Raw genomic sequence first — 15937 nt, 5'->3', positions numbered from 1 at the left:
CATGAAAAATCACAAGGAATTCAAGAAGCTACTTATTTCGGAAAGGATGTCTATCGTGTTTGTTCGTCAAAAGATCCTGAGGAGTCTCCTGACTGTCGTCTGTGCCATTTCCCTCCCCGTTTCTGCAGCTTGGGCCGCCGGTTCTGTTCAGGTCACCGTGGACAAGCTCAATGTCCGTTCAGGTCCTAGCCTCCAAGACGCTATTGTCACTACACTGCCGAACAAAACTGTGCTGCCTGTCATCTCCACCAAAAATGACTGGATTCAGGTAAAGCTTCCGAACGGCCAAAACGGTTGGGTAGCGAACTGGCTCGTCAGCACACAGCAGCAGCAACAGAAACCAGCAACTGCATCTGCCAAGCAAGTAGAGAGCACCACGACGAATGTCAATGTTCGTTCTGGACCCGGTCAGACATATGCAGTCGTACAAACAATCAATCCAGGTACGCGCTACCCCATCGTGCAAAAGAGTGGCGAATGGATCCAAATTCAACTCAACGCAGGAACAAAAGGCTGGGTCGCAAACTGGCTTGTAAAAGAAGTAGGTACGGGACAAGCAGTTACTCCTCCCTCTACTGGTAGCACACCCCCAACAACCAATCCTGCGGGGACAGGCTCACAACCGAAGCCTCCCGCCGTACAAGGAGCCAGCCTCACCTTGGACTTCGCTCCGTACGTATACGCCACGCCAGATGCCAGTACACCTGCTATCGGTCAACTACATGCGGGCGAGAAAATCACGGTCTTGAACAGACAAAATGGTTGGATTCAATTCCCATACGATGGAGTCAACGCTTGGCTCTCCACCGATCAAACCAACCCGGACACAGGTCAACCGACTCTGCCCGAAAATGGAAATGGAAGCACGAAACCTCAGACTGGGCAACCATCTTCTTCGAGTCAAACCGCCACAGTAAAAACGGACGGATTGAATCTGCGCAGTGAACCGAACACAACGAGTGCTATTCAAGCTACACTTCCAGTCGGAGACAAGTTGACTGTTTTGGAAAAACAAGGAGACTGGTACCGCGTCAACACGGCAGCCGGAAAAACTGGCTGGGTGGCAGGCTGGCACATTTCGGTGAACCAACCAAGCATGCCTACTCCGAGTGGCCCATACGTGACGATCATGAATCCAGATACCAATGTTCGTTCTGGTCCGAGTACAGATCACGATATTATCAAACAGGTGCAGCCTGGTGAGAAATACGGAATTGCCAATAAATCAGGCGAGTGGTTCCAAGTAAACTTCCTTGACGGCTCAACAGGCTACATTGCAGGCTGGCTTGTTTCAGCTAATGGTGCGCCAGCAGTGGTACGCAGTAATGATCTTGCCGGCAAAGTCATCGTCGTCGACGCTGGTCATGGTGGTACTGATGGTGGCTCGACTGGCTCCAGCTTCTCTACTTTAGAGAAAACAGTCAATCTGCAAGTATCTCTGCTCCTGCGTAACAAGTTGGAAGCAGCAGGCGCCAAAGTCATCATGACACGAGCTGATGATCGCAAGCTGACTCTGCAACAGCGCGTCGACATTGCGATTCAAAATCAGGCTCATATTTTTGTCAGCGTCCATCACAATACGCATCCAAACTCAGCAACGAATGGCTCGATTATTTTCTACTACAGCCAAGGTAACTCTAGCAAGCTCGCCTCCCTGGTTCAAACGGAACTGGTGAAAGCGACGAGCTACAAGGATATGAATTATCGTTACGGAAACTATTTCGTTCTACGCGAAAACCCGGTGCCGTCCATTTTGGCCGAGATCTCCTTCTTATCCAATTACAACGATGAGATTCGCGCACGTTCCGAGAAACAACAGGATCTTGCCGCAGAAGGTCTATTCAAAGGGATTGTCCAGTACTTTAATACACAAAGCAATCAGGGAGGCTGATCCCTCTCTGACAAAAACCCCCATGCGAAAGAAGCTGCTCAAGCTCTCTCCTATGGGGGTTTCTTTTATGGCGCATCCGATCACATCAAGGCAAGGCAGGAATTCCAAAAGGATTTGCGAATATCATAAGGCATCGAAAGGATTGATGACGGATGAAAAACAATCACAATATCAGCAAACGCACGGTATGGACGCAGGTGATCACAAGTTAACCTTTGAAAATGGAGTGATTTCTATTAAAACCATGTTTGAGTACAATTGGATGGTTCGTGAAGAATGGCTGAAATGGTGTGAGGATGTTCCGATGGAAGAATTGCTTCGTCCGCGCATCGGGGGTGTCGGGGGTATTTTGCACACATTGTTCCATGTTATTGATGTAGAGTGGAGCTGGATTCAAGTCATGCTAGGAAGGCCAGATTTTCAAGAAAGCTTCGATCTTCACAACCGGTTGGAAAAGGTTCGTGAGCTGGAGGCGACTTTTCGCCCGGATGTGCTTCAATTTTTGCGCAATTGGGATGAAAGTATGGAAACAAGAGCCTTTCAGGATACGAAGCCAGACGGCAGCATCGCTACATACACATGGGGTGAAATTATGCGACACATGATCGCTCATGAAATCCACCATGTCGGACAGCTATCGATTTGGGCACGAGAAATCGGGAAAAAGCCGATTTCCGCAAACCTGATCGGCAAAAATCTGATTCTCCCTTCAACCAATTTCATTCACTGACCCGAATCAGTACTGAAACGACAAAAACGATTGCATTCGGCAATCGTTTTTTGTTGTTGACTTCGCTATATGGATGAATACACCGGGCGTTTTTCCCACGGCTCGACCTGACCGACGATGACTTGCCGTTCTTTTGCTTGCAAAGCGTCAATCACCCCAGCTGCGATTTCATCATTTGTCAGCCAGCGTGCATGCTCACCTGCACATGTAAAACCGAGGATGACCCGTCGGTACATACAGTATTCTGATGTAGGCTCTGTCATTGGATTTTTCCAAGCAGCGCTCCCACACACATGCAGCAATTGCCAGCGCTCCTCAGGACGCGACAGTTCTTCTACGATCACAGGCAGTGCATGCGGCGCAGTCGAATGAATCCACGCGACAACCACATCCATCGGCCCTCTCTTCTCTACGAGATCGGCGATAGCCTGACGCAAGCTGTCTGTCTGGTGGTAGTCTTGTGGCAGCAAATGAATCGACTCTGGATGAGTTGAACCGTCTCTGACATGTCCTAATTTGCCCGGATCACGACCAAGCACAGTTACTTGATAATCTTGGTGAGCCAGCCATCGGGAGACCTCTGTAAGCATGCCACTCGCACCTATTACCAATGCTTCTTGCGCCATGTTGCCACCCCCCTGATGGTTGTAATTACGATTCCACAATCAGTGTAACAGGACCATCATTTAACAGACGTACGTCCATCATTGCGCCAAAACGTCCTGTTTCCACATGGAGCCCTTTTTCACGCAGCTTGGCATTAAACAGCTCGTACAGCGGTTCAGCTTGATCTGGTCGTGCGGCAGCCATGAAGTTCGGTCGTCTGCCCTTTCTGCAATCGCCATACAGCGTAAATTGGGATACGGACAAAATTTGACCACCCTTATCTAATACAGAGAAGTTCATTTTGCCTTCCTCGTCTTCAAAAATGCGCAAGTTCGCAATTTTGTCTGCGACAAATTCTACTTCTTTTTCTGTGTCTTCATGCGTAATTCCTACCAGCAGCATTAAGCCGTGATCAATTTGTCCGACGACTTCACCTGCTACGGTAACACTCGCTTCTCTCGTTCTTTGTACGACAATCCTCACACTGACTCATCCTTTCTGTTATGTAAACAAGAACACCCAATCCACGAGGGATTAGGTGCTCAGTATCCGGCGAACCGAGTAAATATCTTTGATGCGCTTGATGCGCTCTACTACTTTCAACAGATGATCCACATTGCTAATCGAGATGGTCATATGAATCGTTGCTACTCGATTTTTATCGGACTTGCCACTGACAGCCGCAATGTTCGTCTTTGTCTCTGCTACAACCTGTAATACATCGTTTAACAATCCGCTCCGATCATTGCCCGTGATCTCGATCTCTACATGGAAATTATGTTTGAAATCGGTATCCCATTCGACATCAATCAGACGCTCTGTACATTCGTCCGTCAGTACGTTCGGACAGTCCAATCGATGCACCGATACCCCACGACCTCTTGTAATGAAACCGATAATCTGGTCTCCTGGGACAGGTGTACAACAACGAGAAATACGGACGAGCAAATTATCCAAGCCACGAACTTTGACGCCAGACTCACTCTTGGCAGAACGATTTGCTGGATTGGGTTTGACCTCAAGAATGGTCGGGTTTTGTTCTTCGCGCTCCCGACGGAGTTTGTCTAGAAGACGAGTCGCAATTTGCGAAGCCGTGATGCCGCCATAGCCGACTGCGGCAAACATGTCTTCAGCCCCTTGGAAATTAAACCGGGCTGCCGCTTCCTTCAGGTTTGTTTCCGTCATCGCTTCTTTTACATCAAAGCTGCGCGACTTGATCTCCGCTTCCACCATCTGCTGACCTTTGGCGACGTTCTCTTCCCGCTTCTCTTTTTTAAACCACTGTTTAATTTTATTGCGAGCATGCGCGGATTTAGCCATTTTTAGCCAGTCCTGACTAGGACCATACGAATGCTTGGAGGTCAGGATTTCGACGATATCGCCTGTTTTCATCGCATAGTCGAGCGGTACGATCTTGCCGTTCACTTTGGCGCCAATTGTTCTGTTTCCTACGGCAGAGTGAATCCGGTAGGAGAAGTCCAACGGAACAGAGCCTTTTGGCAGCTCGACTACATCGCCTTTTGGTGTGAAGACGAAAACCGTATCGGAGAAAAGATCCTGCTTGAGACTTTCCATGAACTCTTGCGCGTTCGGAGCCTCTTCCGATCCGCCTTCGATAATCTCCCGCAGACTGCCCAGCTTCTCTGCAAACGAGCCTTGCACGATGCTTTTGCCTTCCTTGTACGCCCAGTGAGCCGCGATCCCGATCTCAGCTGTCTGGTGCATATCCCATGTACGGATTTGCACTTCCAATGGCTCACCTTTTGGCCCAATCACTGTCGTATGAAGAGATTGGTACATGTTCGTCTTTGGCATGGCAATGTAATCTTTAAATCTGCCTGGCATCGGCTTCCACAAGGTGTGCACGATACCGAGAACCGCATAACAGTCGCGGATGTCATTCACGATGATACGCAATGCTAGCAGGTCATAAATCTCATTGAACTGCTTGTTTTGCCTTGTCATCTTTTTAAAGATGCTGTAGATATGCTTCGGACGTCCCGAAATTTCTGCCTCGATATTTAACTCGCCCAGCTTTTCTCTGATCGTATCTGATGCTTCATTCAGATAGGCTTCGCGCTCCACCCGTTTCTTTTGCATCAAATTTACAATCCGATAATACTGTTGCGGATTCAAATACCGAAGCGCCGTATCTTCCAGTTCCCATTTAACGGAAGCAATCCCCAAGCGATGGGCAAGTGGCGCAAAGATTTCCAGCGTTTCATCGGAAATCTCGCGTTGCTTCTCCTCCGACATATGCCGAAGTGTCCTCATGTTGTGCAGACGGTCTGCCAGCTTGATCATGATGACGCGGATGTCCTGTGCCATGGCAACCAGCATCTTGCGGTGGTTTTCGGCGAGCTGCTCTTCTTTTGACTTGTATTTAATTTTTTCCAGCTTGGTCACTCCATCTACCAAGAGAGCTACATCCGGTCCGAACTGCTCACGGAGATGATCAAGCGTAATCTCAGTATCTTCCACGACATCATGCAAAAATCCAGCCGCAATCGTAACGGCATCCATGTGCAGGTTTGCGAGAATACCAGCCACGGCGATTGGGTGCATAATGTAAGGAACACCTGATTTGCGTATTTGCCCTTCATGCGCTTTTTCGGCAAGCTGATAGGCACGCGTAATCAGATCCATATCCGATTGTGATAAATAGGTGCTTGCTTTTTTTACTATCTCATCAATGCCGGTAATCATAGTTTCCTTCCCTTATCCTCTCAGTAAAATAACCTCAATCGAGGCCTTCTCACGGAGGAGCGACCGCATTATAGCGGAAAGTTTCACCGAAGTATTGCCGGAAGCAGACGCTGAGGCACTTCGTGATGCGCTCCGGAAAGTTTAAGCCTGGACGCATTATGCACTGTGAAGCACTTGAACTTTCCTATACGTCTAGAAAACTTGGGCTTTGCCAAGCCTTTTGGCGCAGGCGAAGGCTTACTTGCACGTATCATGTCTGTCTATTTCATACTATTATCTTGTATGTCGTTCGTCTTGTAAAGCTGAATTCCCCTGTAAAGTATGTACAGCCGCAGAAAAAAGAAAAAAACGGGCATTTCACCCGTTTTTCCTTGTTGCATCAATTAATATTGAACGAGCGATTTGATAGGAATTTCACCAATTTTGCTACGTCCATCCAAGTAGGACAGTTCGATGAAGAAGGCAGCTCCTACTACTTTGCCTCCAAGTTGCTCAATCAAATTGATTGTTGTCTCAATGGTTCCACCAGTCGCCAGCAAATCGTCTGCAATCAGAACACGCTGACCTGGTTGGATAGCATCTACGTGTACAGCCAGTGCATCTTTTCCATACTCCAGGTCGTAATCTGCCTTGATGGATTCATATGGCAGCTTGCCAGATTTGCGGATCGGCACAAAGCCAATTCCCATTTCGTACGACAATGGAGCACCTACTACGAATCCACGTGCTTCTGGACCCGCAATCACGTCTGCTTGTACTTCACGAGCGAAGACAGCCAAGTCTTGAATCGCAGCTTTGTAAGCAGGGCCATCTTTCAACAGAGTAGTGATGTCCTTGAAACGAATACCTGGCTGTGGAAAATCTGGGATAACACGAATGTATTGTTTAAAATCCATGAAAAATTCCTCCTAAACGGTGGTTGGTTCCACCAATTGATGAAGCGCTTGAATCATTGCATCAGAAGAAGAAAGCAATAAATCCGTAGCAAGCTGTGCCTCTTCTTTCCAATTCGCATAGAGCATAGAGCTCTCGAGCGGCCTTTTCGCAGTGTTGGTCTGCAACGTGTACTGCTCGGCCTCCTCTACTAAAAACTCCAGCTCCATAAAGATGGCGATCATGCCGTCTAATAGATTTCTTTTCCATTGCAGCTTTTTGGCCAATGCATCCATATGGATTTTTTTAACAGTTGGCACCTGGACGAAAAACTGGTACAACTGTTTAAAATGATCCCGGCCCGGACAGGAAAGCCGCTCCATTCCCAAATCCGGATCACCAAACAAACAGTATATACGCTCCGCTTGTTTGAGCAAGACTCGAACCACTTCCAATTCGGAACGATGCTTCGGCAAATCATACAAAATCACGTTGGAAGAGGCTGTGATGTTCGTCCCCTCTCGACCAACCACAAACAAGGAATTCACCTGATCGCTTGTCGCTTTCGCTGCCAATGGCTCATAGCTATCCTCGCGAAACAGAATAGTCACCGAATTTGACTCCACCATCACTTGCTGCCATTTCTCTATCTTGTCACGACTGCCTCGCCAGTCAAACACTTGCTGGTGTCCAACAGACAAATCACGGATCGTCAGTTGAGGCTTTCGATTTCCGTTCCATTCGTTTACAGACAATTCTCCCAATACGTGAAAACGTGCCTTGGGCGTTACTCTCTTTGTTACATGTGCCCAGTTGAAGCCAATTGCATCCAAAGAGGTTCCCGCTTTGTTCAATGTACACTTCAAATGATTGTCATCTCGCCCAATGGTGCGCATCCCTTGTGTTTCTACTTCTTCTAATAAAACAAGTGGTGTTGGATTCCCCATTCCATATGGGGCGAGCTGTTCAAGTTGCTCCGCTGCCGTCAAGCTGATCTCTTCCATGCTCATCGCAACGTCCACTTTGGTCATCGGCGTGAAGTCTTCAGCGGACAACCACTCTCCAGCGAGCTCGTTTAATTTTTGGCGTAATAAGTCGAGATTTTCTACAGGCAAGGTCATCCCCGCTGCCATTGTATGACCGCCATAGTGCGGTAGCCATTCCTTGCAAGCAGTCAGACCTTCATACATATCAAAACCTGCAATGCTTCTTGCCGAACCTTTTGCCGTTCCTTTTTCCGGATCAATGCCAAGAACAATCGTTGGACGGTAAAAAAGCTCGACCAATCGGGAAGCTACGATCCCTACCACGCCCACGTTCCAGCCTTCTTTTGCCAGAACGAGAACATTGTTCTGGTCTGGTGGATACAGCTCATTCACCATCTGTACAGCTTCCTCAGTCATCGCTGCGACGATTTCCTGACGTTCGCGGTTTAAGTCGTCCAGCGCCTGGGCACATTTCTCTGCTTCGTCCATATCCGAAGTCGTCAGCAATTTCACAGCGGATTCAGCCGTCTCCAGCCTTCCACTCGCATTCAGACGCGGTCCTAGCGCAAAGCCTACATGTCCCGCAGACAGCTCGGTATCCGCTAACCCACAAACTCGGATTAAGGCTTGCAGACCAAGGTTCCTTGTATGATTTAAGCGCTTTAATCCAGCTCGAGCAAGAATGCGATTTTCATCTACCAACGGCACCAGATCCGCTATCGTCCCCAATGCAGCCAAATCAGCCAAATGCAGTGGCGGTTCTTTCAGCAAGGCATGCCCCACTTTAAAGGCGACCCCCACTCCCGCCAACATATCAAACGGGTACGAACAGCCGGGCTTCTTGGGGTTAATCACAGCAAATGCCTCCGGGATGATTGCCGGAGGTTCGTGATGGTCGGTTACAATGACGTCAAGACCCAACTGGTTCGCGTACGCTACCTGCTCCACTGCACTGATCCCTGTATCGACAGTGATGATCAGCTTATAGCCGCTATGATGCAGATGCGCCAATGCGTCTTTATGTAACCCATACCCTTCTGTAAAACGGTTGGGAATGTAGTAGTCAAAAACAGCGCCGAGTTGGCGCAGTAGATGTACCATTAGCGATGTGGAGCTAACCCCATCGGCGTCGTAATCGCCGTATATGCAAATCGGTTCTTGCCTTTGAATGGCTTGTTGAATACGATGCACGCTTTGTTCCATTCCATCCAGCAAGAAAGGGTCATGAAACAATTCTGGACCGGCTTGCAAAAAGTCACGAGCCTTTTGTGATGTGTCAATGCCACGTATCACCAGTAGCTTGGATACGAGCGGAGTAAGCTGGCAATCTGCGGCAATACTAGCAGCTAGCTGCTCATCATAGGTGGCCAGTTTCCAGCGTGTTTTCGCTTTCAGCATGGGCTTTCCTCCAATCCTCATTCATTATAGAGGATGGAGCAGGAAGCTGACAACTGCATAAAACATGCCGTTTTTTGCAAAACTCTCATGTGGCTTCAAACTGCGGCAAATACAGAAACAGAGAATAGAAAAACCGCAGGGTTCACCTGCGGTTTCGTCCACCTTTACACTACTTCTTTTTTCTTTTTCATATTCCGTTCTTTCAAATTCACCCATACTTGGGCTGCAATAAAGATAGAGGAATACGTACCACTCACCAGACCGAACAGCAGGGCCAAGGAGAAGTTTTGAATGCTCTCGCTTCCCAAAACAGCAAGTGCAAGAGCTGTGAAGAATACAGTCGCTACCGTGTATACAGAACGGCGCATGGTTTGCCACAGTGACACGTTCACCAGATGTTCCAGTTCAGGAATTGTCTTGGATTTCATCGTTCTCAAGTTCTCCCGAATCCGGTCAAAAATAACGATTTTATCGTTAATCGAGTAACCCAAGATCGTCAGAAGCGCGGCGATAAAGGTAATGTCTACCTCCAACCCCAGAATAGAGAACAACGCAATCGGAATAAACACGTCATGCGCAAGCCCCACGACACATGCTATACCGAACAGCCATTGGAAGCGGATCGCGATGTAGATGGCAATTCCCACAGCAGCAATCGCAACCGCAATCCCTGCTTTTTTCACCATCTCTTGCGCAATACTCGGATCAACCGACGAAACCTGCTTCGAGACCTGCTCGCCATATTTTGCTTTGAGAGCTATTTCCACTTTCATCAGTGTGTCGGATGAAATGGTTTGGTCAAAACGTGTATAAGCCTGATTTTTACCATACGGAGTGACCTTGCTGAAATTCACATTAGGAACCTCTTTCTTGATCACTGCTTCTAAATCTGTCGGATTGAATTCTTTTCCTATGAACATATCCAAGCGAGTTCCTGCCTTGAAGTCAACGCCGAGGTGAAGCCCTTGAAATAGCGTAAACAGAAGGCCGATGATAATAATCACAGAGGAAGCAATGAAAAACTTCTTGCGATTTTTCACGATGTCGAATCTGACTACAGTATGGTCTTTATCATAGCTCACGGATCTCACTCTCCTTTACCCCGAACCAGAACGGCTTTTTAAACATGTTGGAACGGACAACCAGCCAAAGGAGGAAGCGAGACCCAAACACGTTGGTAATAATACTTACGATAATCGTCATCGCCAATACAACAGCGAAGCCTTGTACGGAGCTCGTCCCGAAAAAGAACAGTACGCCCGTTGCAATCAGTGTCGTCACGTGAGCATCGATAATCGTAACCAAGGAACGGCGTTCACCTGCACGGAAGGCAGAGAGGACTGTCTTACCAGAACGAATTTCTTCCTGGATGCGCTCATATGTAATGATGTTAGCATCCACGGCAATCCCCACGGCCAAAATAAATCCAGCAATACCTGGCAGCGTCAGCGTCGCATTCATCCAGTCGAGTACGACCATACAAAAATAGGTAAACCCAGCCAAGGTAATGTTCGCAATCATACCTGGCATACGGTAAACAACTATCATGAAAATAAAGATCAGCGCAGCTCCGATATACCCTGCATACAAGGTTTTCTCCAGAGCCAGAGTTCCCAAGGAAGCACCCACAGAGGTTACTTGCTTCTCAACCAGTTTGGCTGGCATCGCACCGGAATTCAGCAGATCAGCCAATTCCTGTGCCGTTTCCTGTGTGTAATTTCCAGTAATTTGCGCGCTACCACCAGTAATGACCGATTGAATGGTCGGATTGGTTTGCATCGTCTCATCCAAATAGATCGCCATTGGCTTGTGCAGGTTTGCACGTGTGACATCTTCTAGCTTCTTCGGCTCAGAGAATTTCAGGGTAACGAGCGGGCGTTTCAGCTCGTCATAACCAACTGCTGCCCCGTTTGGAGCCAAGTCACTTCCTTGCAACATAATCTTGCCATTTTCATCACGGAACGTCAGATGTGCAGGCTTTCCGATCAAGTCGCGAAGCTTGTCCTGATCCGCTGTTTGTGATGCGATTTGAACACGAATCCGGTTTGGCAATTCAGTAGTGGTGACTGGCTCAGCCACGCCACCGATGTTAATCCGCTTTTCAATCATGTGTGCTGTTGATTTCAAAAGCTCAATATCAACTTTGTGCCCAGCCTCGAGAGGCTCTACCTCATACAGAATCTCAAACCCGCCCTGCAGGTCCAGACCGAGTGTGATGTTTCCTGCCACCTGCTTGGTCGTAGTTGTTATAAGCGTAGCCAAAAGCCCTACAACGACCAGAAACAGGAGGAATCTTCCCCATTTAATCATAGTAGTAATACCCCTCTTTCCTAACAGGGTCCCGTCCTAGACGAGAAACCAATATGCCCATTATAACGAAGTACAAAAAAACGTGTCAATTATTGCTGGAAAAGTGAACCATGGTAACCAACCCCTTGCGTTTTTCGCGACATGTACGTATACGAAGAGGCCGCCCGGAAGTTTCTATAAAATCGCTACGAATTTTTATACATTTGAATCATGAGGTAATTCATATACTTGTTAGGCTTCAAGGACAAAATGTCGTTGACAAGCTGGTGTATCGGTGGCATTTCTTTATAGCTGTTCGTGACGCATTCCCAAACGTCTTCAGGTGCCACGTTGTCGTACCCCAAAAGAGCAAATTCCTCTGCCTTGCTTACACAAAGACTTGCGACTTGTCCATACCATTCCTGTTTTTGCGCTTGGTCCATCCCAATTTCCCCCTCAAAGTAGTCATGCCGACAGCGGCACGTCCATATTCTTTACTGAGTGAATTTATCCTTGCAAAGGAGCCTTCCATGAAACAATCCTTCTTTTACGGAACGGTCATCCTCATTATTGCTGGTGGCATCACCAAAGTGTTTGGTTTTGCTCACAGGATCGTGTTGTCGCGCATTATCGGAGCGGAAGGGATGGGGCTTTATCAAATGGTTGTGCCCCTTTTATACTTTCTGATTACTGTGACGACATTCGGACTTCCAGTTGCCATTGCAAAGCAAGTGGCAGAGACGGAAGCAGCTAATAATCCGCGGCTGACTCGCCGATTTCTGTTACTAGCCTTGTCGGTCACAGGCGGGATTAGCCTCTTCATCTGTGTCCTGCTCCTCTTGTTCGCTCAATGGATATCCGGAATGCTATTCGCGGACCCTCGTGCACACATTGTTCTGCTTGCAGCCATTCCGGTGATCCCGATTTCCGGCATTTCTCTTGTCCTGCGAGGATACTTCCAAGGCAAGCAAAACATGATCCCTACTGCCGTCTCTCAACTTGTGGAGCAAGTCGTCCGAATGGCACTGGTCGTTGTCATGACGATGTCGTTTCTATCGGCAGGGATTGAGTACGCCACAGCAGGGGCTGTCGCCAGCATTATTTTTGGAGAAGCCGCCGGACTCTTGTACATTCTCTGGCAGTATCGTAAAGGCAGCAAAAAAGCAGCAGCTCAGCTTCTGGATAAGCCCCTTCTCATGACGGTTTCAGCAAGCAAAAAGAGCTTGTCGCAACTCATCCATGTCGCACTCCCTGTCACGCTAAGCCGTATCATCGGCTCCATCGCTTACGTACTAGAGCCGATGCTCGTACCGTATGCGCTCGTCATCGCAGGCTTTACCACCTCGACTGCAACTGGTTTGTACGGACAGTTTGCCGGAATGGCCGTTCCTTTGTTGCTTTTTCCCACTTTTTTAACGTATTCCTTGTCCGTTTCCCTCGTTCCTGCCGTGGCGGAAGCGGCCTATCAAAAAAATGCTCCACTCGTGCATCGCCGCATTTATCAAGCCATGCGGATTACACTCGTCATAGGAGCACCTTGTACCGTCTTGCTCACCATTTTTGCAGAACCTTTATGTGTCCTGCTCTACGGCAATGAGTATCGGGAGGTTGGCGTACTGCTAAAAGAGCTGGCACCGTTCTCCGTCTTCCTGTTTTTCCAAGCACCGCTTGCAGCCGCCTTGCAAGGCCTCGATTACGCTCAGGTCGTCTTTCGAAATACACTGATCAGTGCCATCGTCAAAACTGTCGCCATGTTTTTTTTCACGGCACATCCAGCATTCGGCATTCACGGCGCTGTCGTTGCTCTTAATATCGGCATTACACTTGGGACATTACTGCATTTTGCCAGCCTGATCAAAAAAATCGGGTTTACGATCGACCTTCGTGAATTCGGCAAAATCGCGGTCGCCATGCTTCTCATGGGTTATTCTGGTTCCTATATTGCCAAGCACTGGTTTATGGACGTATCCATTGGTCAGCTATTGACTGCAAGCACCTTCATTAGCACCTTGCTGTACTTTGTCCTGCTCGTCGCCATGCGTGTCTTGGGCAAACAAGACGTGCGTCGCATTCCGTGGATCGGCGAACAACTCGCCGTGTTCTTCCCTCGCCGCTAGCGCTTATTGCAGCGGCTTGTCTTTTTTGTCCAAATACATGATGCCACGTTCGTCAATGCTGCAAAAAGAGACATCTCGAATGTCTTTGATTCCATATTTCCGGATTTCTCGTTTCAGCCACAGCTGGTTTTGTCCGATCTTGTTCAATGCCTCCGTCCTCACCTTGCCATCGAGAATCAGTGGGATGGGCAGACCTTTGTACGAGATAGGACCGACTTGTGGCTTCTTCATCAACGATAAATCTTCCCTCGTAATCTTTTCTTTTTGCTCCTTTAAAAACACACTCATCTGTCCAGTTGGCTCCAACAACGCAAATTCAACATCGGCAATGTTTTTTACGTCTTTTTGCCGCAGATGTACCATCAAATCATCCATGTTCAAGCGATTGCGACGCATCGCCTGCTCCCTGATTTGCCCATTTTCTATAATCAAATCGGCAGAGCCGTCCACTGTATCGCGGAATTTCTTGCTCTTTAATGACAGATAAGCGAAGGCGACTTCCAATAAGGCAATCAACAGCATCGGCAAATAAAACCGAAGGGCAGGCTTATCGACATCCTCAATCGCCAGTGCAGCCATTTCTGCAAGCATAATCGAAATGACCACATCAAAAACGGACAGCTTTCCCAATTCCCGTTTTCCCATCAACCGCACTAAGATCAGGAGGAAAAAATACGAGAAAAGGGTGCGAAGTAACACCATTGTAAGATTATCCACTTACGCTGCCCCCCAAGAACATTTGATACTAGTGTTCAACAGGGGGCAGGGAAAGTATTAGCACCAATTACAGCCACTTTCGCTTGCGGAAAATGTGAAGCATGGCAAACGTCATGGCTAGCATAATCACGAGTGCCACGATCAGCATATACGGTTCTGCTTCTTCACCCAGCCATGCGAAAGTATTCATCCCGAATAGTCCGGTGATAAATGTCAACGGAAGGATGATCGTGGAGATGATCGTAAGAACCCGCATCGTCTCCGTTGTTTTGGCGCTAATGATGGTATAGTACGTATCCAACGCACCGTTTACCAGATCACGGAAGGTTTCCGTTGAATCGGAAATCCGCTCCAAGTGGTCTGTTAGGTCGGTGTAGAACGGAACGTTTTCCTCGGAAATATCGAAGGAGTAACGGCCATTGACGTTCGCGAAAATTCTTTTTTGCGGCATGATCACACGCCTAATTAAAATAATCGTTCGCTTCAACGCCAAGAACTCTTCGGTAATTTCCTCCATCTGATGCTCATAAATCTCGTCCTCCAGCTCGTCAATCCGCACACTAATCCGATCAATAATGGGAAAATATTCATCGGTAATCCCGTCTACAATGGCATACAGCAAATAGTCAGGACCTCTGTTCAAGTAAGAAATATTGCGGTGACACATGGCAGCGATCCGACCGATGGTATTCATCGGGGACTTGTGGATCGTCACGATGTAGTTAGGGCCGAGAAAAACGTTCAGTTCTACCGTTGTGATCTCGTCATCACTTTCTTCATTGTAACGCAGGGCGTGAAAAACGAAGAAATAGTAGTCATCGTACTTGTCTACCTTGGCACGTGGACTGACGTGCAGGCAGTCCTCAATTGCCAGCGGGTGAAAGTCGAAAATCTTGGCAATATAGGGCAGTTCATTGTTTCCCACATCATACAGATCGATCCAGAGTAGATCCTCTGGTGATTTCAGCCATTGATCTTTCGTTGCCAGATCAACGTCGTGAAACATCTTCTGTTCAGAGTGATTATAAAAGTACGTTTTGATCAATCTTCCTCACCCCCGTCTCGTTCCCCATCCATCATACGAAAATTCCTATCAATGTTCAACGCGAAGATGAATACGTGAGCCAAGCCTCTCATATAGATGTACAAACACTTCCAATAAAGGGGGTACATACCGTGCGAAGTGCATCTACCTCTGTACTGACAGGTCTATTGTATACGACATGTCTTGTTTTAGTTGGAGCGTTGCTCGCGACCTTGCTCCTTAGCTTCACCTCGTTACGGGAAGGCACGCTGCCCTATTTTACGTACGTGATCAATGCCATCGCCCTCTTGATCGGGGGATTCGTTACTGGACGTCGTTGCGGCGGCAGGGGCTGGTACTACGGCGGACTTACCGGACTCACTTACTTCCTTTTCATCCTCTTGATCGGTTTCCTCGGCTTTGACGCACCGATGCAATGGGGGACCTTCCTGTTCTTGTTCGGCGCTTTCGGAGTGGCTGCGTTAGGTGGGATTCTCGGCGTGAATTCGGCCAATTCCAACAACAAGCATAAAAGCGGTAAACCTAAAGTTATCAAGCCTCGCCGCTAAAACAAGACAGAAAAAAGCAGGTGGATCACCC

14 protein-coding genes are annotated in these 15937 nt (G+C 48.0%); 4 read left to right on the top strand and 10 right to left on the bottom strand.

Annotation, left to right across the window (positions count from 1 at the left end; all coding sequences use genetic code 11):
• Window position 1 precedes the first annotated feature (1 nt).
• Both HP398_RS09705 and HP398_RS09700 read left to right on the top strand, forming a co-directional pair.
• Complete coding sequence (locus HP398_RS09705) at window positions 2-1891, top strand: N-acetylmuramoyl-L-alanine amidase family protein (RefSeq protein ID WP_017247582.1); 1890 nt, start codon at window positions 2-4, stop codon at window positions 1889-1891.
• Between the two features lie 235 nt (window positions 1892-2126).
• Window positions 2127-2621, top strand: coding sequence for a DinB family protein (locus HP398_RS09700; protein WP_026042973.1), 495 nt, complete (start codon window positions 2127-2129; stop codon window positions 2619-2621).
• 65 nt (window positions 2622-2686) lie between these two features.
• On the opposite strand, the gene HP398_RS09695 is transcribed toward HP398_RS09700, so the two are convergent.
• The 8 genes from HP398_RS09695 to HP398_RS09660 all read right to left on the bottom strand — a co-directional run bounded on the left by HP398_RS09695 (window position 2687) and on the right by HP398_RS09660 (window position 11922).
• Window positions 2687-3247, bottom strand: a complete 561-nt coding sequence (locus tag HP398_RS09695; protein ID WP_173622465.1) for a short-chain dehydrogenase — start codon at window positions 3245-3247, stop codon at window positions 2687-2689.
• Between the two features lie 25 nt (window positions 3248-3272).
• Window positions 3273-3710, bottom strand: a complete 438-nt coding sequence (gene dtd, locus HP398_RS09690) for a D-aminoacyl-tRNA deacylase (protein WP_173622464.1) — start codon at window positions 3708-3710, stop codon at window positions 3273-3275.
• A 51-nt stretch (window positions 3711-3761) separates the two neighbouring features.
• Entirely contained in the window at window positions 3762-5933 is a 2172-nt protein-coding gene (locus tag HP398_RS09685) for a RelA/SpoT family protein (protein WP_173622463.1), read from the bottom strand.
• Window positions 5934-6316: 383 nt separating this feature from the next.
• Complete coding sequence (locus HP398_RS09680; RefSeq protein ID WP_017247577.1) at window positions 6317-6829, bottom strand: adenine phosphoribosyltransferase; 513 nt, start codon at window positions 6827-6829, stop codon at window positions 6317-6319.
• A 12-nt stretch (window positions 6830-6841) separates the two neighbouring features.
• Window positions 6842-9190, bottom strand: coding sequence for a single-stranded-DNA-specific exonuclease RecJ (gene recJ, locus HP398_RS09675; protein ID WP_173622462.1), 2349 nt, complete (start codon window positions 9188-9190; stop codon window positions 6842-6844).
• Between the two features lie 164 nt (window positions 9191-9354).
• Window positions 9355-10272, bottom strand: a complete 918-nt coding sequence (gene secF, locus HP398_RS09670) for a protein translocase subunit SecF (RefSeq protein WP_173622461.1) — start codon at window positions 10270-10272, stop codon at window positions 9355-9357.
• The gene (secD, locus tag HP398_RS09665; protein ID WP_017247574.1) at window positions 10262-11500 is read right to left on the bottom strand and encodes a protein translocase subunit SecD; all 1239 of its coding nucleotides are present in this window, start codon (window positions 11498-11500) and stop codon (window positions 10262-10264) included. Before secD ends, secF begins: the two co-directional genes overlap by 11 nt.
• A 185-nt stretch (window positions 11501-11685) precedes the next feature.
• On the bottom strand, window positions 11686-11922 hold the full coding sequence (locus HP398_RS09660; protein WP_017247573.1) for a post-transcriptional regulator: 237 nt from the start codon (window positions 11920-11922) through the stop codon (window positions 11686-11688).
• 87 nt (window positions 11923-12009) lie between these two features.
• On the opposite strand from HP398_RS09660, the gene spoVB reads away from it, so the two are divergent.
• Window positions 12010-13596, top strand: a complete 1587-nt coding sequence (gene spoVB / locus HP398_RS09655; RefSeq protein WP_017247572.1) for a stage V sporulation protein B — start codon at window positions 12010-12012, stop codon at window positions 13594-13596.
• A 3-nt stretch (window positions 13597-13599) separates the two neighbouring features.
• On the opposite strand, the gene HP398_RS09650 is transcribed toward spoVB, so the two are convergent.
• Together HP398_RS09650 and corA are read right to left on the bottom strand one after the other, a co-directional pair.
• A complete protein-coding gene (locus tag HP398_RS09650) occupies window positions 13600-14313 on the bottom strand; it encodes a DUF421 domain-containing protein (RefSeq protein ID WP_017247571.1) in 714 nt (237 codons plus the stop codon).
• A 67-nt stretch (window positions 14314-14380) separates the two neighbouring features.
• Window positions 14381-15358, bottom strand: coding sequence for a magnesium/cobalt transporter CorA (gene corA, locus HP398_RS09645; protein WP_007717563.1), 978 nt, complete (start codon window positions 15356-15358; stop codon window positions 14381-14383).
• 131 nt (window positions 15359-15489) lie between these two features.
• Between corA and HP398_RS09640 the strand changes: the two genes are divergently transcribed.
• Window positions 15490-15906 carry a TIGR04086 family membrane protein gene (locus HP398_RS09640; RefSeq protein ID WP_017247569.1) on the top strand — a complete coding sequence of 139 codons (417 nt, stop codon included), beginning with the start codon at window positions 15490-15492 and terminating at the stop codon, window positions 15904-15906.
• The last annotated feature ends 31 nt before the right edge of the window (window positions 15907-15937 follow it).

This window comes from Brevibacillus sp. HB1.4B (genome assembly GCF_013284285.1).
In the GTDB taxonomy this organism is placed as follows: Bacteria; Bacillota; Bacilli; order Brevibacillales; family Brevibacillaceae; genus Brevibacillus; species Brevibacillus porteri.
This window is presented reverse-complemented; position numbering and strand designations above follow the sequence as displayed.